18 protein-coding genes are annotated in these 23689 nt (G+C 65.5%); 14 read left to right on the top strand and 4 right to left on the bottom strand.

The genetic code is table 11. The annotated features are described in order from the left end of the window. Positions 1-45: 45 nt before the first annotated feature. Positions 46-1323, bottom strand: a complete 1278-nt coding sequence (locus AC1D09_RS18990; protein ID WP_477662548.1) for a branched-chain amino acid ABC transporter substrate-binding protein — start codon at positions 1321-1323, stop codon at positions 46-48. Between the two features lie 141 nt (positions 1324-1464). On the opposite strand from AC1D09_RS18990, the gene AC1D09_RS18985 reads away from it, so the two are divergent. After that, positions 1465-1866, top strand: coding sequence for an Hsp20/alpha crystallin family protein (locus AC1D09_RS18985; RefSeq protein ID WP_477662549.1), 402 nt, complete (start codon positions 1465-1467; stop codon positions 1864-1866). Between the two features lie 96 nt (positions 1867-1962). Here AC1D09_RS18985 and tsaD read toward each other — a convergent pair whose 3' ends face one another. Then, the gene (tsaD, locus tag AC1D09_RS18980; protein WP_477662550.1) at positions 1963-3006 is read right to left on the bottom strand and encodes a tRNA (adenosine(37)-N6)-threonylcarbamoyltransferase complex transferase subunit TsaD; all 1044 of its coding nucleotides are present in this window, start codon (positions 3004-3006) and stop codon (positions 1963-1965) included. A 306-nt stretch (positions 3007-3312) separates the two neighbouring features. Here tsaD and AC1D09_RS18975 point away from each other — a divergent pair, with 306 nt between their 5' ends. From AC1D09_RS18975 to AC1D09_RS18940, 8 genes are all read left to right on the top strand, one after another. Then, complete coding sequence (locus AC1D09_RS18975) at positions 3313-3945, top strand: ANTAR domain-containing response regulator (RefSeq protein ID WP_007864505.1); 633 nt, start codon at positions 3313-3315, stop codon at positions 3943-3945. 376 nt (positions 3946-4321) lie between these two features. Next, complete coding sequence (locus AC1D09_RS18970) at positions 4322-5566, top strand: CmpA/NrtA family ABC transporter substrate-binding protein (RefSeq protein ID WP_477662551.1); 1245 nt, start codon at positions 4322-4324, stop codon at positions 5564-5566. A gap of 60 nt (positions 5567-5626) precedes the next feature. Beyond that, a complete protein-coding gene (gene ntrB / locus AC1D09_RS18965) occupies positions 5627-6592 on the top strand; it encodes a nitrate ABC transporter permease (protein WP_477662552.1) in 966 nt (321 codons plus the stop codon). An 18-nt stretch (positions 6593-6610) separates the two neighbouring features. Next, complete coding sequence (locus tag AC1D09_RS18960) at positions 6611-7420, top strand: ABC transporter ATP-binding protein (RefSeq protein ID WP_477662553.1); 810 nt, start codon at positions 6611-6613, stop codon at positions 7418-7420. Positions 7421-7515: 95 nt separating this feature from the next. After that, complete coding sequence (locus AC1D09_RS18955; RefSeq protein ID WP_477662554.1) at positions 7516-9639, top strand: ATP-binding protein; 2124 nt, start codon at positions 7516-7518, stop codon at positions 9637-9639. Positions 9640-9711: 72 nt separating this feature from the next. Next, on the top strand, positions 9712-10083 hold the full coding sequence (locus AC1D09_RS18950) for a response regulator transcription factor (protein ID WP_477662555.1): 372 nt from the start codon (positions 9712-9714) through the stop codon (positions 10081-10083). An 11-nt stretch (positions 10084-10094) separates the two neighbouring features. After that, complete coding sequence (locus AC1D09_RS18945) at positions 10095-10553, top strand: chemotaxis protein CheX (protein WP_477662556.1); 459 nt, start codon at positions 10095-10097, stop codon at positions 10551-10553. A 161-nt stretch (positions 10554-10714) separates the two neighbouring features. Next, positions 10715-11929: an MFS transporter gene (locus AC1D09_RS18940; RefSeq protein ID WP_477701178.1), complete on the top strand. Its 1215-nt coding sequence runs from the start codon at positions 10715-10717 to the stop codon at positions 11927-11929. A 721-nt stretch (positions 11930-12650) separates the two neighbouring features. Here AC1D09_RS18940 and AC1D09_RS18935 read toward each other — a convergent pair. After that, positions 12651-14399, bottom strand: coding sequence for a bifunctional protein-serine/threonine kinase/phosphatase (locus tag AC1D09_RS18935; protein WP_477662558.1), 1749 nt, complete (start codon positions 14397-14399; stop codon positions 12651-12653). A gap of 64 nt (positions 14400-14463) precedes the next feature. Next, a complete protein-coding gene (locus AC1D09_RS18930; RefSeq protein ID WP_477662559.1) occupies positions 14464-15747 on the bottom strand; it encodes a type IV pili methyl-accepting chemotaxis transducer N-terminal domain-containing protein in 1284 nt (427 codons plus the stop codon). 391 nt (positions 15748-16138) lie between these two features. Here AC1D09_RS18930 and nirB point away from each other — a divergent pair, with 391 nt between their 5' ends. From nirB to cobA, 5 genes are read left to right on the top strand one after another with little or no spacing between them, the layout of a single operon-like run. Further along, positions 16139-18574, top strand: a complete 2436-nt coding sequence (gene nirB, locus AC1D09_RS18925; protein ID WP_477662560.1) for a nitrite reductase large subunit NirB — start codon at positions 16139-16141, stop codon at positions 18572-18574. Positions 18575-18588: 14 nt separating this feature from the next. Then, positions 18589-18975 (top strand): nitrite reductase small subunit NirD, encoded by a 387-nt coding sequence (nirD, locus tag AC1D09_RS18920; RefSeq protein ID WP_477662561.1) that lies wholly within the window; start codon positions 18589-18591, stop codon positions 18973-18975. 29 nt (positions 18976-19004) lie between these two features. Beyond that, positions 19005-21938 (top strand): nitrate reductase, encoded by a 2934-nt coding sequence (locus tag AC1D09_RS18915; protein ID WP_477662573.1) that lies wholly within the window; start codon positions 19005-19007, stop codon positions 21936-21938. 43 nt (positions 21939-21981) lie between these two features. After that, on the top strand, positions 21982-22890 hold the full coding sequence (gene ybiB, locus AC1D09_RS18910) for a DNA-binding protein YbiB (protein WP_477662562.1): 909 nt from the start codon (positions 21982-21984) through the stop codon (positions 22888-22890). A 5-nt stretch (positions 22891-22895) separates the two neighbouring features. Then, positions 22896-23663: a uroporphyrinogen-III C-methyltransferase gene (gene cobA, locus AC1D09_RS18905; protein ID WP_477662563.1), complete on the top strand. Its 768-nt coding sequence runs from the start codon at positions 22896-22898 to the stop codon at positions 23661-23663. The last annotated feature ends 26 nt before the right edge of the window (positions 23664-23689 follow it).

Here is a 23689-nt window from a genome sequence, read left to right as displayed (position 1 = left end):
AATGTTCGATCTGCCTGCCGGCGTCGGTCAAAAAAAAATTGAAACTCAGGGCCGGACCATCTTGCAGCTGCTCGGCTGCTCGGCCCGTTCGGGCGAGATCGTCTTGATCACGCGAAAGCCGTAGCCCGAACCTTCCACGTCGAACTTCACGCCCGGCGAGCCCTGCTTGCCCATCAGCGCCACCAGCAGCGGCTGCTGGAACTGGTGATCCTGCGCACGCATGGCGCCCTGGTGGCCCGCGAAATTGACGGCACCGCGCTCGAGTTGCGCCGCCACCGCGCCGGCCTCGGCGCTGCCGGCCTTGTCCAGGCTTTGGGCCAGCGCCTCGACCATGAGCTGCATGCGCATGTGCACATAGTCGTCCTGCGGCTTCGGGAAACGCTGGCGGAAGGACTGGTAAAAAGCCTCGGACTGCGCGCCCGCCTCGTTGGGGAACCAGTCGGCCACGGCGACCACCTTGCCCACGCCGGCCTCACCCAGCGCGCCCGGCACGCCCAGCGCATTGCCGTAGAAGGTGTAGAACTTGCCCTCGTAGCCCACTTCCCTGGCCGCCTTGATCAGCAAGGTCAGGTCGTTGCCCCAGTTGCCCGTGAGCACTGCCTGCGCACCGCTGGCCTTGATCTTCGCGGCGTAGGGGATGAAATCCTTGACGCGGCCCAGCGCGTGCAACTCGTCGCCCACGATCTGCACGTCGGGGCGCTGCGCACCCAGCTGCTTGCGGGCCTCGCGCAACACGGCCTGGCCGAAGCTGTAGTCCTGGCCTATCAGGTAAATGCTTTTGAGCGCCTTGTCGTCCTTGAGCACGTCCATGAGCGCGGCCATGCGCATGTCGGCGTGCGCATCGAAACGGAAATGCCAGTAGCTGCACTTTTCATTCGTCAGGATGGGATCGACCGCCGAGTAGTTCAGGAACAGCACGCGCTTTTTCGGCTCGCGCTCGTTGTGTTTGTTGATGGCGTCTATGAGCACTGCCGCGATGGCCGACGAATTGCCCTGCGCGATGATGGTCACGCCGTCGTCGATGGCCGAGCGCAGGGCCGCCAGCGCTTCTTCGTTCTGGCCCTTGCTGTCGTAGCGCTCGACCACCAGGTTGCGCGGCCCGCCGGCCAGCTTCACGCCGCCGCGTGCGTTGACCCGCTCGGTGGCCCAGACCAGGTTGCGGAACACCGCCTCGCCGGTGTTGGCGAAGGCGCCCGACAGGCTTTCAATCAGGGCAATACGAACAGGTGCAGCTACCGGCGGCTGGCCGGCCGTCTGCGCGCCGGCCCCCATGGAAGCGCAAAGACATAGGGCCGTGAAAAGGCGTTTCAAGTGTTGGCGCATAAAAAAAGAACTCCCTGTTTTTTGCTGGATCTGGCTTGAATAAACCGGCTGCACACCTAACTGGTGTGCATGCGGCAATCACGGTGAACGCCGCGCAGTGTAAGGGGAAACCGCCCCTTGTTAACCCTTCAAGGAACAGCCATGTTTTACTCTCTCGCCCATCGCCCCGCCCGCGCCTTTCATCGCCACTACGCGCCCGTCGTGAGCAACGGCGCCCTGGAAAAATTCCTCAACGACACCTTCTCCTCGCTCTCTGATGCCGGCGCCGCCAAGCCCGCCAGCGTGGAAGACCAGGAAAAAGCCTACACCCTGCAACTCGACGTCCCGGGTCTGGCCCGCGAGCACCTGGACATCGGCATCGAGGGTGACGTGGTCCGCGTGGCCAGCAAGGATGACGCACCCCGCAAGGTCAAAGCCGCCTGGCGCTTCCCGCTGGAAATCGACACCGCCAACAGCTCGGCCAAGCTCGAGAACGGCGTGCTGACCCTGACGCTGGGCAAAAAAGTCCCCGTCAGCAACGTCACCCATCTCGACATCCAGTAATCACCAATCAAGCCGGGCATCCGTCCCTGCCAGCCAGGGCCGCGGAACCGGCTTTGCCGGGCCGCAGGCGCAGCGGCCCCCTCGGGGGGCAGGAAGCTACGCGGAGCGAGCGACCGTGGGGGCCAATTCCCAGCGCGGCTTCACGTCAAAGGTGTAGCCGCGCTGAAGCGTTTCCAGCCCCGCCTGCAGGCGCATGCCGGCCGCCAGCGCAATCATCGCGCCGTTGTCGGTGCACAAATGCAATTCGGGGTAATGCACGCGAATACCGCGTTGTTTGCACACGGCATTGAGCTGGCTGCGCAGCAGCGCATTGGCGCCCACACCGCCGGCCACCACCAGGCGCTTGAGCTCGGTTTGGGCCATCGCGGCCAGTGATTTTTTGACCAGCACCTCCACAATCGCCGCCTGCGTGGCAGCCGCGAGGTCGGCCTTGCGGCTTTCCAGGTCGGGCCCCAGTTTTTTGGCCTGCGTCAGCACCGCGGTCTTCAGCCCGGCGAATGAAAAATCGAGATCGCCGCTGTGCAGCAAGGGCCGCGGCAGCTTGAAAGCCGCGCCGTCGCCCCCCTCGGCCAGTTTCGACAGGTGCGGGCCGCCCGGATAAGGCAGGCCCATGAGCTTGGCCGACTTGTCGAAAGCCTCGCCGGCCGCATCGTCAATGGTTTCACCGAGCAGCTCGTAGCTGCCTACCCGGTCCACCCGCATCAGCTGGGTGTGGCCGCCCGACACCAGCAGCGCCACAAAAGGAAACTCGGGTGGGTCGGCACTCAGGAAGGGCGAGAGCAAATGGCCTTCCAGGTGGTGCACCCCCATGGCCGGCTTGCCCAGTGCCGCCGCCAGCGAGCAAGCCACCCCGGCCCCCACCAGAAGTGCGCCGGCCAATCCGGGACCGCGCGTGTAAGCCACCACATCCACTTGCGCCAGGCTGCTACCCGCCTCCGCCATCACCTGCTGCGTCAGGGGCAATACACGGCGTATGTGGTCGCGGCTGGCCAGCTCGGGCACCACGCCGCCATAGGCCTGGTGCATGGCAATCTGGCTGTACAGCGCATGCGACAGCAGGCGCGGCACGCCGGCGCCGCTGGCATCCACCAGCGCCACGCCGGTTTCATCACAACTCGATTCGATACCTAAGACTCGCATCCTTCGAGTGTAAGGTTTGGAGGAAGTCCCCACCCCCGTCCAGGCTCACTGCGTGTAGCTTGTTCCCCCAAAAAATTGATCCCCCTGTCCAGGCTCACTGCGTGTAGCTTGTTTCCCCCTCAAGGGGGCGGCGCCTGCGGTCTGGCAAAGCCAGTCCCGCGGCCCCCACTGGTTGTGCCCCTCTTCAACCCAGCATGAGCCCCGGAACCGGCTTTGCCGGGCCGGAGGGCGGGCGGCCCCCTCGGGGGGCAAGGAGTTACACGCAGTGAACGACTGTGGGGGCACAGTTCTTGCACAAGTTTCCCCATGACACCGTCCCAATCCCTGCGCCTTGTCATCATCGCACCGGACCTCCTGGAGTCCGTGTCCGATGACGCCCATGCGCGGGAGCTCGCCGAGCGCTCGCGCCAGCTGCGCATAGGCCTGCTGGAAAACGGTTACAACATCGTCGCGGTGCTGCCGGCCGACACCTTTCTGGACGAGCGCCTGGCGCAGCTGCAGCCCGACATGATCATCGTGGACGCCGAAAGCGAGGCGCGCGACTCCCTGGAACATGTGGTGATGGCGACGCGGGACGCGCGGCGGCCCATCGTGCTGTTCACCAATGACAACGACACCAGCCACGTCAAGGATGCCGTCGCGGCCGGCGTATCGGCTTACGTGGTGGCAGGGCTCTCGCCGGACCGCATTCGCCCCATCCTGGACGTGGCCATGGCGCGCTTTGAGCATGAGCAAGGCCTGCGAAAAGAGCTGGCGCACGCCAAAACCGAGCTGCACGAGCGAAAAGTCATAGACCGGGCCAAAGGCATGCTGATGCAGCGCCAGGGACTGTCCGAGCAGGCCGCCTACGAAAAGCTGCGCAAGGCCGCCATGGACAAGGGCCTGCGCCTGGGCGAAGTGGCCCAGCGCATGTTGGATGCCCTGGACCTGCTGGGCTAATCCGCCGGCTGAGCAGTCCACCCTCAATTGGTGCAGCGCACAAATTAGGTGCGGACAACAAGCCCCACCGTTCTGGCGCCCCGCCCCGCGGCGACTCTTCAGGGCGCTCGACCTGGGGGCGCACAAAGGGGAGCTCCCCCGGCGTCCCCACTCTGTAGAACAAGGCTTTCGGCAACGCTAGGCGCCCCTGGCACAGCTTTTGCAATGCCCTAAGCACTGGCCAAGGATGGCCATACGGCACAGCACTTCAACGACGAAGTGTGTGGTGCCCCAAGGAACAAAGGCGTTCGCACCCTGCATCACGTTCAACGTGTTGCCCGGGTCGAGCGCCTTTTTTGTTTTTGTCTTTTGTTTTTACTTAGCTGGAGCCGATCACATGACTGAACTGCTGAAATCTTCGCTGACACGCCGCACCGTGCTGCAGGCCGCGGCCGTGGGCGCCGTGGGCATCAACCCCGCCCTGCGCGCCGCCGTGTACGCCCAGGGATCGGACGCGCCGGAAAAAAAGGAAGTCAAGATCGGCTTCATTCCCCTGACCGATTGCGCCTCGGTGGTGATGGCCTCGGTGCTGGGCATAGACCAGAAGTATGGCGTCAAGATCATCCCGACCAAGGAAGCCAGCTGGGCCGGCGTGCGCGACAAGCTGGTCAACGGCGAACTGGACTTCGCCCACGTGCTCTATGGCCTGGTCTACGGCGTGCACATGGGCACGGCCGGCCCCAAGAAAGACATGGCCGTGCTGATGACGCTCAACAACAACGGCCAGGCCATCACGCTGTCCAAGAAGCTCGCCGACAAGGGCGCGGTGGACGGCCCCGGCCTGGCCAAGCTGATGGCCAGCGACAAGCGCGAATACACCTTTGCCCAGACCTTCCCCACCGGCACGCACGCCATGTGGCTTTATTACTGGCTGGCTGCCAACGGCATCAATCCGATGAAGGACGCCAAGGTCATCACCGTGCCGCCGCCGCAAATGGTGGCCAATATGCGCGTGGGCAATATGGACGGCTACTGCGTGGGCGAGCCCTGGGGCCACCGCGCCATCATCGACGGCATTGGCGTGACCGCCGTGACCACCCAGGACATCTGGAAGGACCACCCAGAAAAGGTGCTGGGCACCACCGCGGAATTCGTGCAGAAATACCCCAACACGGCGCGCGCCGTGACCGCCGCCATCATCGAGGCCGGCAAGTGGATTGACGCCAGCCTCACCAACAAGAACAAGATGGCCGAAACCGTGGCCGACAAGAGCTACGTCAACACCAGCGTCGACGCGATCAACCAGCGCATCCTGGGCCGCTACCAGAACGGCATGGGCAAGACCTGGGACGACCCCAACTACATGAAGTTCTACAACGACGGCGCGGTGAATTTCCCCTACCTCTCCGACGGCATGTGGTTCCTCACGCAGCACAAGCGCTGGGGCCTGATCAAGGAGCACCCGGACTACCTGGGCATCGCCAAAAAGATCAACCAGATCGATGTCTACAAACAGGCCGCCACCGCCGCCAAGGCCAGCGTTCCCAAGGATGTCATGCGCAGCAGCAAGCTGATGGACGGCGCAGTCTGGGACGGCAAGGACCCGAAAAAGTACGCCGACAGCTTCAAGCTCCAGGCCTGAGCCCGCGCCCCGCCCCACCTCATCCACAGAACCTTCCACCCCACGCAAAGAGGTCACGCCATGGTCAGTGCCGTATTCCACAACCCGCTTGAGGCCGCGCCCGCGGCCCGCGGCGGCGACAAACCCAAAGCCAGGGATGCCGGCCCTGCCCCATTGGCGGCTCCCCACAACATGACACACCCCACCACCACTCCCGCCGCGGCGCAGGCGGCCGCTCCCACCGCGCCGGCCCGCGCGCCCTGGGATGCCTCGTTTCTCTGGCTGGCCGTGCTGCCGCCGCTGCTGGGCCTGGGCCTGCTGGCGCTGGTCTGGGAGCTGGTGTTCATGGGCACGGGCGGCAGCATCCCGTCTCCCAAGGACACCCTCGCCCAGGCGGTGCAGATCTTCAGCGACCCGTTCTACAGCAAAGGCCCCAACGACCAGGGTGTGGGCTGGAACGTGCTGTCCTCGCTCAAGCGCGTGGCCATGGGCTTCGGCATGGCGGCCGTCGTCGGCATCCCCGTCGGCTTCATGTTAGGCCGCTTCAATTTCCTGAGCCGCATGTTCAACCCGCTGATCAGTCTGCTGCGCCCGGTCTCGCCGCTGGCCTGGCTGCCGATAGGGCTGCTGGTCTTCAAGGGCGCCAACCCGGCCGCCATCTGGACCATCTTCATCTGCTCGATCTGGCCCATGATCATCAACACCGCCGTCGGCGTGCAGCGCGTGCCGCAGGACTACATGAACGTGGCGCGCGTGCTCAATCTCAGCGAATGGAAGATCGTCACCAAGATCCTCTTCCCCGCCGTGCTGCCCTACATGCTGACCGGCGTGCGCCTGGCCGTGGGCACCGCCTGGCTGGTGATCGTCGCGGCCGAGATGCTGACCGGCGGCGTCGGCATCGGCTTCTGGGTCTGGGACGAGTGGAACAACCTCAACGTCAAGAACATCATCATCGCGATCTTCGTGATCGGCATCGTCGGCCTGGTGCTGGAGTTCGCGCTGATCAAGCTGGCCACGGCCTTCACCTTCGAAGAAGTCAAGAACTAAGCCCCCAGGAGCCCCGCCATGACATCCTTCACCACCAAGTACATCGAAATCCAGGGCGTCGAGCAGACCTTCAAGACCCGCAAGGGGCCGTTCCGCGCGCTGCAGAACATCAACCTGACGGTCGCCAAGGGCGAGTTCGTCGCGCTGATTGGCCACTCGGGCTGCGGCAAGTCCACCCTGCTGAACCTGATCGCCGGACTGACGACGCCCACCGAGGGCAGCCTGCTGTGCGCCAACCGCGAAATCGCCGGGCCCGGCCCGGAGCGCGCCGTGGTGTTCCAGAACCACTCGCTGCTGCCCTGGCTGACCTGCTTTGAAAACGTCTACCTGGCCGTCGAGCGCGTGTTCTCAGCCGCCGAAAGCAAGGCCCAACTCAAGGCCCGCACCGACGCGGCGCTGGCCATGGTCGGGCTGAGCGCGGCGGCGCAAAAGCGCCCCGGCGAAATCTCGGGCGGCATGAAGCAGCGTGTCGGCATCGCGCGCGCGCTGTCCATGGAACCCAAGGTGCTGCTGCTCGACGAACCCTTCGGCGCGCTGGACGCGCTGACCCGCGCCAAGCTGCAGGACGAGCTGCTGCAGATCGTGGCCACCACGCAAAGCACGGTGGTCATGGTCACCCACGACGTCGATGAGGCGGTGCTGCTGTCCGACCGCATCGTGATGATGACCAACGGCCCCTCGGCCACGATCGGCGAGGTGCTGCAGGTCGAGTTGCCGCGGCCCCGCTCGCGCGTGGCGCTGGCCGAGGACATCCGCTACCTGGGTTACCGCAAGGCCGTAATCGATTTTCTCTATACGCGCCAGGGCCACGTCGAAAAAACGGCCTGAGGCAGGGCCGCCGAGGGGCCGGAAAACCGGCAGGCGGCCGCATCGCAAGAAAACGGGATAAACCGTTCCGCAAGTTCGCACAAGGGAGGTTTGCTATGTCTGCAGTTTTGCCAGTCCAAGGCGCCGACAGGATCGCGGCCGCCCGGCCCACACGCAAAGCCGGCCCGGGCCTGTTCGGCAAGTACCGCGAAATCATCATCGCGGTGGCCTTCTTTCTCCTGTTCGACCTCGGGGTGCTGGTGTTGAATTTCTACACCTCGTTCAAGATCGACCAGGACACCGTGACCATCAACCTGTCGGGCCGCCAGCGTTATGTGTCGCAGCGCGTCGCGCGCACCCTGCTGGAGCTTGACGCCATGCGCGCCGCCGGGCTTTTCTACAAGCCCGAAACCCTGGCGGAGCTGCGCTCGGGCGCCAAGATATTCCAGATCTCTCAGGTTGCTTTTCGCGAAGGCGGAACGATTCCCGGCGGCGACGGCAAGCCCGTCTACCTGCACCCCGTGACATCCAGCCGCGGCCGCGAGCTTGAAGACAAGGTGGAAGTCCTTTGGAAACCCTACTTCGCCCTGCTCCAGCCCTTGCTGAGCGGCGACAACTTCACGCAGCAGGAACTGGCCGCCGCGCTGGCCTACAGCCAGGCCCACAACAGCGAGCTGCTCAGCGCGGCCAACGACTTCGTGACCGAAACACAGCAGATAGGCGCGTCGCGCGCCAGCGTGCTGCGCATGGTGCAAACCGGTGGCATCGTGCTGGCCCTGCTGAATTTCGCCTTCATCCTGTTCAAGTTTTTGCGTCGGCTGAAGACCTCCGACGCCGCGATTGAAGCGGCGACCGAAGAAAACCGCGAAATCCTCGCCAGCGTGCGCGAAGGCCTGTTCCTGCTCACGCCGGGGCACCAGCTGGGCTCACAGCTGTCCCGCTCCACCCACGCGCTGTTCGGCAAAACGCTGGCGCCGGGGCAGAATTTTTTCGAGGTGCTGTCCACGATGGTGTCCCTCAAGGCCCTCACCGACGCGCGCGATTATGTGGAGCTGCTGTTCTCCCCGCATGTGAAGGAGCAGCTGGTCCAGGGCATCAACCCGCTTTCGGAAGTGGAGCTCACCGTTGCCAACCGCCTGGGCCAGCAGACGACCCGCTACCTGTCCTTCCATTTCAACCGGGTGCAGGACGGCGCCACCGTGCGGCACCTGCTGGTCACCGTGCAGGACATCACGCAAAAGGTCGAACTGCAGGCCAGGCTCGCCGGCGAACGCCAGCGCTCGCAAAAAGAGCTGTCCATGATGCTCAAGGCCTTCGAGACCGAACCGGCCATGATGCGGGCCTTCGTCGAGCGCGCCGAGGCTTCGCTGCTCGAGGTCAACGACCTGCTGCGCAGCACCTCCTCGGCCGCCTCCGAGATCCAGGTGCTCAAGGCGGTGGACGGCGCCTACCGCCGCATCCACGCCTTCAAGGGTGACGCCGCTTCCCTGGGCCTGGAAATCCTGGCCACGCTGGCCCACCAGTTCGAGAGCGAATTGCAAAAGCTCAAGGACAGCGGCGCAGCCACCGGCGACGCCCTGCTGGCCCTGCCGCTGCCGCTGGAAGACCTGCTCTCCAAGGTAGGCGCCTTCAAAGCCCTGGGCCAGAGGCGTTCGGGCGAAGGCGCGTCATCCCGGCAAGGCGATTCGCCGCAAGACCTCCATGCCGCGCTCACCCGGCTGGCCACCGAGGTGGCCACGGACTGCGGCAAACGCGTGAAGGCCGATGTGCGCATGGCCGGCGCGCCGGAGATTGCGCCGGCCAAGCTGGGCCTGGTGCGCGAGATCGCCATCCAGCTGCTGCGCAATGCCGTGGTGCATGGCGTGGAAACGCCGGCCGCGCGGCAGGCCGCCGGCAAACCCGCCGAAGGCCAGCTCAGCGTGGCGCTGGGCCCTGACGAAGCCGGCCAATGGCAGCTCACGGTTCGCGACGACGGCGCCGGCCTGAAGGCTGCCGACGTGCGCCGCCGCCTGCTGGAGCTGGGCTGGTACAACGCCGAGCAGTTGCAGAGTTTCAGCGACAAGCAGATCGTCGCGAACATCTTCAAGCCCGGTTTTTCCACCGCCGCCGCGACGTCGCGGCATGCCGGCCGCGGTGTCGGCCTGGACCTGGTGCAGGCCAATGTGCAAAACCTGGGTGCGCGCCTGCTGCTATCGAGCACACCCGGCCAGCACACCGAATTCCGGGTCGTGTTTTCCTGAGGCCGCCCCACATGACCAATTTCCAGACATGCCAGACATCCCAACCATCCCCAACCCCGAAGGAGGCTCACCATGCGACTGCTGATTGTTGACGACTCCAACATGATCCGCACCCGCATCTCGCGCGTGGTGCAAAACGGCGGCATCAAGGGCATCGTGCTCGCGGGCCTGGCCAGAAACGGCAACGAGGCCGTGCGGCTGGCCCGGGCGACACGGCCTGAAGTCGTCACCATGGACCTGACCATGCCCGAGATGGACGGCATCGAATGCATCTCCGCGCTGCTCAAGCTGGATCCGGCCGTCAAGATACTGGTGGTCAGCGCGCTCAGCGACAAGTCGACGGCCATCCAGGCGCTCAAGCTGGGCGCGCGCGGCTTCGTCGCCAAACCCTTCACCGATGAAGAGCTGCAGATGGCATTGCTCGACATCGCCGACATGCGCTAAGGAGGGCTGCCATGGCCACACTCAACGAAAACGACCTCAAGCTGTTTGTCGACTCGATCCGGCATTACCTGAAAGTCACCACCCGGCAGGAGCCGCAAATCACCTCGGCCTACCTCGGCTCGGGCGATATCGAGGGTTTTGAATTCAACGGCATCGTGGCCTTTTCGGGCAGCCACAACGGCCATGTGATGGTCTCCATGCCGGGCAAGCTGGTGCGTGAAATTTTGCTGCTGCAGCATGAAACCGACCTCAGCGACGGCAACCTGCTGGACGCTGTGGGCGAGATCGCCAACACGCTGGCCGGCAATGCGCGCAAGGCCCTGGGTTCCGAACTGCAGATTTCGGTGCCCGTCAAGATGCAGGGCACCCAGGGCATGAAGGCCCGGGTGCGCACCCGCCCCTATGTCATCACGCTGCGCTGGAGCCACTATTCGGCCATGGTCTGCGTCGACATGGACCGCAAAAACTGAGCTGAGCCCCCGCCGAGGTGCACGTATTTTGTGCGGCGCACCAAAAGAAACCGGCAAACGGGCTGAAACCGCGCCGTGAGGGTGCGTTTTGCACGCCCCAAGGTGGCACGCTTTTCGCACTGATTCTGTGAGTCAACCATCCCACAGAAAGAGTTTGCACCATGGCGGGGTTCCGTAATTTTCTCAAGGCCGGTCACGCACCCACGCTGGGCGCGGCGTTTTTTTACTTCGCCTTCTCGTGTTGCATCTGGGTCATGAACGGGGCCATGGCACCCTTCATCTCGGAAACCTACAACCTTTCGCCCACCCAGAAGGGCGTGATGCTCTCGGTGCCCATCTTCGCCGGCGCGCTGATGCGCTTTCCGCTGGGCGTGCTGGCCCAGTACATAGGCCGCAAGAATGCCACGCTGGTGGAAATGGGCCTGATCATGGTGGCCCTGCTGTTCGGCTACTTTGTGGTCGACTCCTACAGCAGCCTGCTGGCCATGGGCGTGCTGCTGGGCATTGCCGGCGCCAGCTTCGGTGTCGCGCTGAGCCTGGGTTCGGGCTCCTTTCCGCCGCGCTACAAGGGTTTGGCCATGGGCCTGGTCGGCGCCGGCAACGTGGGCACCGCCGTCTCGGTGCTGGTGGCGCCCGCGCTGGCCCAGCGCTTTGGCTGGCAGTCGGTCTACGGCATTGCCGCTGTGGCCATGCTGTTGCCCATGATCGCGATGATTCTTTTTGCCAAAGAGCCCGACGACGTGGACAGCCACGCCACGCTGCGTGAGCACGTCGCCTGCCTGTTCGAGAAAGACGGCTGGGCCTTCAGCCTGATCTACGCCGTGAGTTTCGGCGGCTTCATCGGCCTGGCCACGTTTTTGCCCTCCTACTACTACGACCAGTTCGGCGTCAGCAAGGTGCAGGCGGGCCAGCTGTCCATGCTGGCGGCCTTCATGGGCGCGGCGCTGCGCATCTTCGGCGGCTGGATTTCCGACCGCTGGGGCGGCGTCAACACCCTGAGCGTGGTGCTGCTCACCATCGCCGGCACGCTGATCGCCTGCGGCCTGGCCGGCGGCTCCCTGGCCGGCACGACGCTGCTGGTGATGCTGTGCTTTGCCGCCCTGGGCGCAGGCAACGGCGCCCTCTTCCAGCTCGTACCCCTGCGCTGGCCCCTGGCCACCGCGGTCGCCGGCTCCATGATCGGCGAGATAGGCGCCCTGGGCGGCGGCCTGGTACCCAACGCCATGGGCATCTCCAAACAATATGCCGGGACCTATATGTGGGGGTTCTTCTTTTTTGCGGCTTTGGCTTTGGGGATGTTGGTGATGCTTCGGGTTATGCAGATTCGGTGGACGCGGACTTGGGCTGAGAAGGGGGGTCGTGCTCGCGGCGCGTGAGAGGGCCGGTTCTTGCTCCGGCTTGTGCGCTTCCTGCTGAGAGCTGCTGGCCGGGGTTGCCCGGCGGCAACTCACTTTTCTTTGCTTCGCCAAAGAAAAGTAAGCAAAAGAAAGGCGACCCTGGTGTCTGCGTCCCTCCGCTTCGCTGCGGGCAACCTGCGGTGCTCGGTCCAGCCGGGGGCTGGCTAAACTCGCTACGCTCAGACAACGCCAGCCCCCGTCTGGCCCTCCGCTCCTCGGCGCATACACAAGGGGTGGGAGAAAAAATACCAACACCAAAAACCACAAGGACACGCCATGGTGTGTCCTTGTTTGTATTGGTATTGGTTTTCTTGTATTCGGACTTCCCCGTCCTGGCTGGGCCGAGCAGCGCAGACGGAGGAGGGATAAGGGCTGGCGTTGTTTGAGCGAAGCGCAGCGTAGCGAGTTTAGCCAGACCCCCTCCGCAGTCGAGCAGCGCAGGTTGCCCGTAGCGCAGCGGAGGGACCCAGACTGCGGGTCGCCTTTCTTTTGGGTACTTTTGGTGTTTGCGTAACTTCGCTGCGCGAAGTGAGCAAACCCCGCGCGCGTAGCGCGCCTTTGGCGAACAAAGAAAACCCGCTTTGCGGGTTTCGATAAAAGTGCCTCGCCCGCCGGGGCGAGACCCGGCCAGCCGCACTCAGCAGAGGAAGGAGGAGGATGAAGAGGACGAGCGCGCCTGCCGGAGCAAGACCCGGCCCCCTTACCGAGGTAAAAACAAAACCCAATAAATCAACAAAACATTCACCACCACACTAACCGCCAACAACAACTTCCACAGCATCACCGGATCCCGTTCAATCAAGGGCGTCCCCTGCGGCGCAGTCAGCGGCCGCGAAGCACCCCGCTCCAGCGCCAGCAGCAGTTCTTCGGCGGTTTCAAAGCGCCGCCGCTTGTCGCGAGCCACGGCCTTGAGCACCACGTGGTCCAGCCAGATCGGCACTTCGGGATTGATGCGGCTGGGCGCCACCGGGTCTCGGTAGTAGCGGCCGGCCTGGTAAGGCAGCACCTCGCCGTAGGGCAGCCTGGCGGTCAGCAGCTGGTACAGGGTGACGCCCAGCGCGAACAGGTCGCTTTGCGCGTCGGGCAATTCCTCGGGCCCGTCGCTGCCTGTGGCGCTGAAGCCCCATTGTTCGGGATTGATGAAGCTGGGGGTGCCGGCGTGCAGCTTGCGCATGGCTTCGGGCTCGCGCCCGCTGAGGGCCACGCCAAGGTCCAGCAGGCGCAGCACGCCGTCTTCACCCTGGTGCAGGTTGGCGGGCTTGACGTCGCGGTGGATCACGCACTGGCGGTGCAGCCGGCCCAGCGCGCGCGCCGCCTGGGTGGCCGCGCCCAGCACCTGTTCCACGCTGAATTTGTGGCCGCGTTCCAGCAGCTGCTGCAGCGTCTCGCCGCTGTGCCAGTCGTACAGCAGGTAAAAAGCGCTGCGCTCATGGCCGGCCGGCGGGCTTTCGTGAAGCCTGACCAGATGCCCCGCCGCCGGGCCCGACTGCATGCGCAGGGCCAGCCAGGCCTCGTGCGCCAGCATGGCGCGCTCCTCGCCATCGTGGGACCTCGCGGGGTTCAGCGCCTTGAGGGCGTACAGAACACGCGTGGCCGGGTCGCGCACCTGGTACAGCACATGGATTTCGTTGTCGGCCACTTTTGCGGTCACCACCAGGCCGTCGATCACATCGCCGACCTTGAGCCTGGGCGGCACCGGCAGGGTCTGGGCAATGCGGCTCACGTCCTGCAGGGTGGCGTCGAGCAGGCCGCGCACGCGCACCACGACGGCCGTCAGGTTGTCGTTGCTGCCGGCGGCCAGGGCGGCGTCGACCAGTCCCTGGCTGGCCAGTTGGGAGCCGCCCGCTTCCTGCAGGCCGGCAAAATCCCGCAGCCGCGCATCGCGCAGCACGCCGTGCACGCCGTCGGTGACGAGCACAAACACGTCGCCCACCTGCAGGTCGCCCTGCATGTAGTCGACCACCACATGGTCTTCGGCGCCCACCGAGCGCAGCAGCTGGTGCCTGAAGTCGGGATGGTTGACCGCATGGTCGTGCGTGAGCTGCTGCAAAGTGCCGCCGCGCAGCAGATAAGCCCGTGAATCGCCCACATGCGCCAGGGTGTAGGACTGCCCGCGCAGCACCAGCGCCGTGAGGGTGGTCAGGCCCACGGCCGGCCGGCGCCGGCGGTTGATGCCGGCCAGCCAGGCGTTCTGCGCGCCGATGATGCGGTCCAGCGCCACCGTGGTGTCCCAGGTTTCGGGCGTGCCGTAGTAGTCGCGGACCAAGCTGGTGACCGTGGTTTGCGCGGCTTCCCGGCCCATGCCGCCGGTGCTCACGCCGTCGGCCACCGCCACGATGGAGCCCATGCCCTCTTGCCCCGGTTCGGGCAGCATGGCCGCGCAGAAGTCCTCGTTGGTGTTTTTACGGCCTGCCAGCGTGGCAAAGCCAATGTCCAGATCAAATGCCATGCACCAATGTAAGCAAGTTCAATGCCCGATATTGGTGCATTGCAGCAATGCACTGCGCCAGGGCTTAGCCCACCAGCATCTGCATGCTGCGCTCGTACTGCACCGAGAGCTGCTCGAACACGTCCAGCAGGTCTTCGCTGGCGGTGGCCAGGCCTTCCAGCCGTTTCACATCCTTGCCCTTGGCGATGCCCGCGGCGCCAGTGCGCATCTGTGCCCAGCCCGCGGCGGCCTTGTCCAGGGACTCGCGGATCTCTCTGCTGGTCAGCGGAATGTCGTTGAGGTATTGCAGCGCCTTCTCAAAAGCCGCCTGCGACTCGGCCATGCCCACTTCACTGCGCTGCGAGGCCGTGCCGCCCAGGACTTGCAGCAAGGCGTATTTCGCGAAGCGCTGGCTCAGCATGCGCTGGCGGCCGGCCAGGTTGAGCATCTGCAGCGGCGGCATGGCGCCGGCGCTTTCAAGGATGGCGGTCATGCGCTCGGCTTCCTGCAGCAGCAGCTCGGCGAGCTCGTCCAGGTGCGCCATCTCGCCGGCCGCCCGGCTTTCCTCCAGGGCGGGCTTCAGGCGCGCCCAGGTCAGGCTCACCTGCCCCAGCAGGTCGCCAAACGTGGGCTTGGACAGGCTTTTGCCGAGGGCGGCAATGTTGGCGTCTATGCGCTGCACCGACTCCGCGAGCAGCTGCGCCACGCGCCCGGGCTGCACGCCCGCCAGCCGCAGCAGCGCCAGCTTGACCAGGCGCTGCGACAGCATGCGCAACTGGCCCGAGCGGTTGACGTCTTCGGCGAAACGGGCTGAATGGATGATGTGCTGCGACACCTGGCCCAGGCGCTGGTTGGTGTGCATGGAGGCAGTGCGCAGAATCTGGAAGGCGTCGTCGTCGGACATCTGGCGGGCGCGCATCAGGATGCCCTTGGCGCGGTCCACCACCTTGCGCTCTTCCAGGCGGCCGGCAATGTCCCGCATCTCGCCCTGCAGGGCCTGCTCGCGCCTGAAGCGGGCCTGGGCCAGGTGGATCAGCGGCCGCAGGCGCTGCGGGCTGTAGCCGTTGACCACATAGGCATGGACCCCGACCTCGGTGGCGCGCGTGATTTTTTCCGCATCGCTGTCGCTGGTGAACACCAGGACGGGGCAAGGCGCGGTCTCGCCGACCACCTGCAAGAGCTTGAACAAGGCCTCATCGGGCAGCGCATCGTGGCAAACCAGCACGTCGGGCGCCTGCCGCAGTGCCTCCTGCACCAGTTTGCTGCGCTCGTGGAGCACCCCCAGGACCTGGATGCCGGCCGCCTCAAGGTCGGAGACCAGCGGGTTGGCACCGGCGGGGCCGTTCAGGTTTACCAATGCGGAAGTCATACAAATCAATAGCTTGGGAGGGAAATAAGGCTGGCAAGGATGCAAGTCGCGCGCCACGCGCCGGCTGCGGATTCTGGGCGCGGCTTGCAGGCCAATGATATGGCACAAGTTTTGCATTAGCTATCGCGGGCGTAACGACGCGCCCGACCTTAGCGAATGCACTGCGGGTCCTGCGCACAACGACGTGCGTAATGGTGTGCCTCATACCGGGTCAACGACCCGGATCCCTGTTGACCGGGAGAGAGCATCATGAATTTCATCCTGTTTCCGGCAAGCCAGACCGGCTTGCACCCCCTGACAAGCCGCGTGGACGCGTGCCTGCGCGACCTGTGCGGCACGGCCGTGGCATGACGTTTGCACCTAGACACATTGAATCCCCTGGAGTAGCCCCATGAAAAAATCAAAACTGGTAATGGTCGGAAACGGCATGGCCGGCGTGCGCACCCTGGAAGAGCTGATCAAGGTCGCGCCCGACCTGTACGACATCACGGTCTTCGGCGCCGAGCCCCATCCCAACTACAACCGCATCCTGCTGTCGCCCGTGCTGGCCGGGGAGCAGACGCTGGATGAGATCGTGCTGAACTCCTGGGACTGGTACAAGGACAACCACATCACGCTGCATGCCGGCAAAAAAGTGGTGGAAGTCGACCGCGTCAAGCGCATCGTGCGCGCCGAGGACGGCACCGAAGAGGAATACGACCGCCTGCTGATGTGCACCGGCTCCAACCCCTTCATCCTGCCGGTGCCGGGCAAGGACTTGGCGGGCGTGATCGCCTACCGCGATATCGCCGATACCAACGCGATGATCGAGGCCTCCGAGAAATACAAGAAGGCGGTCGTCATCGGCGGCGGCCTGCTGGGCCTGGAAGCGGCCAACGGCCTGATGCTGCGCGGCATGGAAGTCACCGTGGTGCACGTCATGCCCTGGCTGATGGAGCGCCAGCTCGACGACGTGGCGGGCAAGCTGCTGCAGAAATCGCTGGAAGACCGCGGCCTGAAGTTCCTGATCGGCGCGCAGACCCAGGAGCTCACCGGCAACGAAGAAGGCCGCGTGAAGTCCATCAAGTTCAAGGACGGCAGCGAAGTGGCCACCGACCTCGTGGTCATGGCGGTGGGCATACGCCCCAACACCCAGCTGGCCGAATCCATGCGCCTGCACTGCAACAAGGGCATCGTCGTCAACGACACCATGCAGACTGTCACCGACGCGCGCATCTACTCGGTGGGCGAATGCGCGGCGCACCGCGGCATCGCCTACGGCCTGGTGGCGCCGCTGTTTGAACAGGCCAAGGTGGCGGCCAACCACCTGGCGCAGTTCGGCATAGGCCGTTATTCGGGTTCGCTGACCTCCACCAAGCTCAAGGTCACGGGCATAGACCTGTTCAGCGCCGGCGAGTTCATGGGCAGCGACGGCGCCGAGGAAATCGTGATGAGCGACCCCTTCGGCGGCGTCTACAAAAAGCTGGTGATCAAGGACGACAAGCTGGTCGGCGCCTGCCTCTACGGCGACACGGTGGACGGCAGCTACTACTTCAAGCTGCTGCGCGACGGCCGCAGCGTGGCCGACATCCGCGACAAGCTGATCTTCGGCGAGTCCAATCTCGGCGACACAGGCCATGAAGGCCACAACAAGGCCGCCACCATGCCCGACGACGCCGAGGTCTGCGGCTGCAACGGCGTCAACAAGGGCACCATCTGCAAGGCCATCAAGGAAAAGGGCCTGTTCACGCTCGACGAGGTGAAGAAGCACACCAAGGCCAGCGCCTCCTGCGGCTCCTGCACCGGCCTGGTCGAGCAGATCCTGATGTTCACGGCCGGCGGCGACTACTCGGCCACGCCTAAGCTCAAGGCCATGTGCGGCTGCACCGACCACGGCCACCAGGCGGTGCGCGATGCGATACGCGCCAACAAGCTGCTGACGATCTCCGAGGTCTACAAGTTCATGGAATGGAAGACGCCCAACGGCTGCGCCAGTTGCCGCCCGGCCGTCAACTACTACGTGACCAGCACCTGGCCCAAGGAGGCCAAGGACGACCCGCAAAGCCGTTTCATCAATGAACGCAGCCACGCCAACATCCAGAAGGACGGCACCTACAGCGTCATCCCGCGCATGTGGGGCGGCGAAACCACGGCCAGCGAACTGCGCCGCATCGCCGACGCGGTGGACAAATACAAGATACCGACCGTCAAGGTCACCGGCGGCCAGCGCATCGATTTGCTGGGCGTGAAAAAAGAGGACCTGCAAAACGTCTGGAAGGACATCGGCATGCCCTCCGGCCACGCCTACGCCAAGGCCCTGCGCACGGTGAAGACCTGCGTGGGCAGCGAGTGGTGCCGCATGGGCACCCAGGACAGCACCCAGATGGGCAAGGACCTGGAGCGCGCGATGTGGCGCATGTACGCGCCGCACAAGGTGAAGTTCGCCGTCAGCGGCTGCCCGCGCAACTGCGCCGAGGCCGGCATCAAGGACGTCGGCATCATAGGCGTCGATTCGGGCTGGGAGATGTACATCGCCGGCAACGGCGGCATCAAGACGGAAGTGGCCCACTTCTTCACCAAGCTCAAGACCGCCGAGGAGGTGCTGGAATACACCGGCGCCTTCTGCGAGCTCTACCGCCAGGAAGGCTGGTACCTGGAGCGCACGGTGCACTACGTGAACCGTGTGGGCCTGGACTATGTCAAAAAACGCATCCTGGAAGACCACGAAGGCCGCAAGGCGCTGTGGGAACGCCTGCAGTTCGCGCTCGACGGCGAGCCCGATCCCTGGTTCGACTTCAAGGAAGCCGCGGTCGACACCCGGCAGTTTGAAAAACTCACGCCCGCCTGAATTGAGAGATCACTATGTCTGAATGGAAAAAAATCTGCCTGGTCACCGACATCCCGGTGCTGGGTTCGCGCCGCGTGGCGCGTGAGCGCGGCATCGACGTCGCGGTGTTCCGCAACGATGAAGACGGCGTGTTCGCACTGCTGGACCGCTGCCCGCACAAGGGCGGCCCGCTGAGCCAGGGCATTGTGTTCGGCACCAGCGTGGCCTGCCCGCTGCACAACTGGACCATAGACCTGGAAGGCGGCTGCGCCAAGGCGCCCGACGAAGGCTGCACGCAGAAATTCAGCGTGCGCGTCGAGGACGGCGCCGTGCACCTCGATGCCACGGAGCTGGCGACGCTGGCACTGGACTTGCAACCCGTGGTGGCCGGCCCCGCGGCCAAAGAACTGACCAACGCCTGAACGCCCCAATGACCCTTGTTGATGCAGGATTGAAGGAAACCCGCTCGACCTGCCCTTACTGCGGCGTGGGATGCGGGGTGGTGATCGAATCGCAAGGCAACCAGATCACGGGAGTCAGGGGCGACCCCGACCACCCGGCCAACTTCGGCCGGCTCTGCACCAAGGGCTCGACGCTGGCGCTGACGGCTTCGGCCGCCGTCACGTGGCAAACGCGGCTGCTGCAGCCCTTGCGGCGCGAGCACCGCCATGAAGCGGCCAAGCCGGTGTCCTGGGACAGCGCGCTGGGTTTTGCCAGCGAAAGTTTTGCGCAGATCATCCGCGACCACGGCCCCGACGCGGTGGGTTTTTATATTTCAGGCCAGTTGCTGACCGAGGACTATTACGTCTTCAACAAGCTGGCCAAGGGCCTGATAGGCACCAACAACGTTGACACCAATTCGCGCCTGTGCATGAGCAGCGCGGTGGCCGGCTACAAGCAGACGCTGGGCGCCGACGCGCCGCCCGCCTGCTACGACGACGTGAACCATGCGCAGTGCATCTTCATCGTCGGCAGCAACACGGCCTATGCGCACCCCATCCTATTCCGGCGCATCGAGGACGCCAAGGCCGCCAACCCGGCGCTCAAGATCATTTTTTGCGATCCGCGCCGCACCGACACGGCCGAGATCGCCGACCTCTACCTGCCGATACAGCCGGGCACCGACGTGTCGCTCTTCAACGGCATGCTGCACATCATGCTGTGGGAGGGCTGGACCGACGCGGCCTACATCGCCGCGCACACCACGGGCTTTGACGCGCTCAAGGCCACGGTGCGCGACTACACGCCCGACCTGGTGGCCGAGACCTGCGGCATCAAAAAGGAAGACCTGCTCGCCGCAGCGAAACTCTTCGCCACCTCGGCCGCCACGCTGAGCCTGTATTGCCAGGGCCTGAACCAGTCCAGCAGCGGCACGGCCAAGAACGCCGCCCTGATCAACCTGCACCTGGCCACCGGCCAGATCGGCAAGCCCGGCGCCGGGCCGTTTTCGCTGACGGGCCAGCCCAATGCCATGGGCGGGCGCGAGGTGGGCGGCCTGGCCAATTTGCTGAGCGCGCACCGCGACCTGGCCAACCCCGCACACCGCGCGGAAATCGCGGCCCTGTGGGGCGTGCCCTCGGTGCCGGAAAAACCCGGCAAGACCGCCGTCGAGATGTTCCAGGCCGCCGCCGACGGCGAGATCAAGGCTTTGTGGATTGCCTGCACCAACCCGGCCCAGTCCATGCCCGACCAGGCCACGGTGCGCCGCGCGCTGGAGCGCGCAGAACTGGTCATCGTGCAGGAAGCCTTTGCCACCACCTCGAGCTGCGACTATGCCGACCTGCTGCTGCCGGCTACCACCTGGGGCGAAAAAACCGGCACGGTGACCAACAGCGAGCGCCGCATCAGCCGCGTGCGCCCGGCCGTGGCCGCGCCCGGCGAAACGCGCCATGACTGGGCCATCGTGGTGGACTTCGCGCAGCGGCTGGAAAAACTGCTGAAGGCGGGCGACCAGGCATCCACCTCCGAGGCAGCCATACCTAAGGGTCCCCCCTCCCTCCCCCGGACTACCCTCTTCCCCTACCCCCTGGGCGACGCCGCCCTGGGCGCGGAAGTCATCTGGAACGAGCACCGCGAATCCACACGCGGCCGCGACCTGGACATCACCGGCCTGAGCTACGAACTGCTCGAAGAAGCGCCGCGGCAGTGGCCCTTCAAGCCCGGCGACAGCGCGGGCAAGGCCCGGCTCTATGAAGACGGCGTATTCCCCACCGCCGACGGCAAGGCGCGTTTTGCCAACACCGTCTACAAGCCGGTGGCCGAGCCGCGCGAGTCGCGCTTCCCGTTTTCGCTGACCACCGGCCGGCTGCGCGACCAGTGGCACGGCATGAGCCGCACCGGCACCCTGGGCCGGCTGTTCGGCCACGTGGCCGAGCCGTCCGTGCAGATGAATGCCCAGGACATGGCGCGCCGCCTGCTGAAAGACGGCGACCTGGTCTACGTGACATCCAAGCGCGGCTCCATCGTCGTGCCGCTGCAGGCCTCGCCCGAGGTGGCGGTGAGCCAGGCCTTTATCGCCATGCACTGGGGCGAGGAATACCTGAGCGGGCAGTCCACCAGCGGCGCCACGCTGGCCGGCGTCAACGCGATCACCACCTCGGCCTACTGCCCGAGCTCCAAGCAGCCCGAACTCAAACATGCCGCGGTCAAGATCCTCAAGGCCGACATGCCCTGGACGCTGCTGGCCATGGCCTGGCTGCCGGGCGGCGAGGTGCTGGCCGCGCGCGAGCAGCTCAAGCCGCTGATGGCGGCCTTTCCCTTCACCAGCTGCGTGCCTTTTTCCAACAACACCGCACTGGCCGACCACGGCCGCGAGCGCTCCGGCCTGCTGTTCCGCGCGGCCGGCCACGAAGCCCCGCCCGATGAATTGCTGGCCAGGCTGGAGGCCATCCTCGGCCTGGACGGCGCCGACGTGCTGCGCTACGCCGACCGCAAAAAAGGCCAGCGGCGCACCGTGCGGCTGCTGCGCAAGGGCGAGGCAGCCGAGCTTGCCGGCTTTGTGCTGGCCGGCGACACCAGCGCCCAGGCCTGGATCAAGACCCTGCTGCAGGACGAGCTGCCGGCGCAGGCCTACGGCCGGCTGCTGCTGCTGCCCGGCGCCAAGCCGCCGGTGGCGGTGCAGTCGCGCGGCAAGCTGGTCTGCACCTGCCTCAATGTCAGCGACACGGCCATCGACGAACACCTGGCGCTGGTGGCCGGTGGCGGGGGCGGCGGCGGCCACCTGCACACCGACGAAGAGCGGCTGGCTTCGCTGCAGGCGACGCTCAAATGCGGCACCAATTGCGGCTCCTGCGTGCCCGAACTCAAGCGCCGCGTGCGTTCGGCGCGCAGCGAGGTACAAGCCGCCGCACCACGTACCGTGATCCCGATCCGCCAAGTGGCTTAAGCTCATAACAAGAAGTCATCTGCATTCGCAGACAATTACGCTTATGGGCATTAGCCAATACATCAAGGAAATCGGCCGCGGCAAGGACGGCGCCCGCGCCCTGACGCGCGAGCAGGCCGCCGACCTGCTGGGCCAGGTGCTGGATGGCGCCGTCACCGACCTGGAAATCGGCGGCTTTTGCCTGGCCATGCGTATCAAGGGCGAAACACCCGAAGAAATGGCAGGCTTCCTCGAGGCGCTGCAGCAGCGCCTGGCGCATTTCCCCGCCGGCGAGACCCCCACCGTGGTGCTGCCCAGCTACAACGGTGCGCGCAAGCTGCCCGTGCTCACGCCGCTGCTGGCCCTGCTGCTGGCGCGCGAGGGCGTGCCGGTCCTGGTGCACGGCACGCCCACCGAAACCAGCCGGGTGTTTGCCTCGGAAGTGCTGCAGGCCCTGGGCATCCACGCGCTGGCGGCGGTGCGCAAAATCGGAAGCGGCGAAGCCGTCTTCGCGCCCACCGAGCTGCTGCTGCCGTCGCTGAAGCGCCTGCTCGACGTGCGCCGCGCCGTGGGCCTGCGCAACCCGGCGCACAGCCTGGTCAAGATCATGAGCCCCTGCCTGGGCAAAAGCCTGGTGGTGAGCAGCTACACACACCCGGAATACGCCATCTCGATGGCCCAGACCTTCGAGCTGACAGGCGCGAACGCCATGCTACTGCGCGGCACCGAGGGCGAAGGCGTGGCCGATGCGCGCCGCATGCCGCAAATGGAGGCTTTCATAGGCGGAAAACGCTCGCTGCTGCAGGAAACCCAGGCCGGCACGCTGGCCACCTTGCCCGAGCTGCCCAGGACGGTGGACGCCGCCGCCACCGCGGCCTATATTCAATCGGTGCTGGCCGGCGACAAACCCGTGCCGCCGTCGATTGCGCGGCAGGTGGAACATATCTTGCACTTGTTGCCCCAAATCAAATGACCACGATGAACCACGGAAAAGTCACCCTCGTAGGCGCCGGCCCCGGCGACCCGGAACTGCTGACCCTCAAGGCCCTGAAGGCGATACAGCGCGCGACCGTGCTGCTGGTGGACGACCTCGTGAGCGACGAGATCGTGGCTTTCGCGCGGCCCGAGGCGCGCATCGTCTACGTGGGCAAACGCGGCGGCTGCAAGTCCACGCCCCAGGCCTTTATTGAAAAACTCATGCTGATGGCAGCCCGCGAGGGCGAGGACGTGGTGCGGCTCAAGGGTGGCGACCCCTTTATCTTCGGCCGCGGCGGCGAAGAGGTCGAGCACCTGCGCGAGGCCGGCATTGAGGTGGAAGTCGTCAACGGCATCACCGCGGGCCTGGCCGCCGTCACCTCGCTGGGCGTGCCGCTCACGCACCGCCACCATGCGCACGGCGTGGTCTTCGTCACCGGCCATGCCAAGCCCGGCGACAGCGGCACCGACTGGAAGGCCCTGGCCGCCACCGCGCACAGCGCACGCCTCACGCTGGTGATTTACATGGGCGTCAGCGGCGCCGAACGCATCCAGGACGAACTGCTGTCTGGCCTGCCGGCCGCCACGCCGGTCGCCGTGGTCCAGAGTGCCTCGCTGGCGGCGCAGCGCCACATCACCACCACGCTGGGCCAGCTGGCAAGCGCGATACGCGAGGCCGGCATGGCCAGCCCCTCGGTCATCGTCGTGGGCGATGTGATCAGCGGCGTGGCCCTCGCGGCCGCGCACCCCGAAGCCGTACGCGCGGCCTGAAGCCGCGCCGGCGTCACGGCGCTGTC

The organism is Polaromonas sp. P1_A2 (assembly GCF_056406895.1).
Note: the sequence above shows the minus strand (reverse complement) of the source record. Positions and strands in the feature narration are given on the sequence as shown.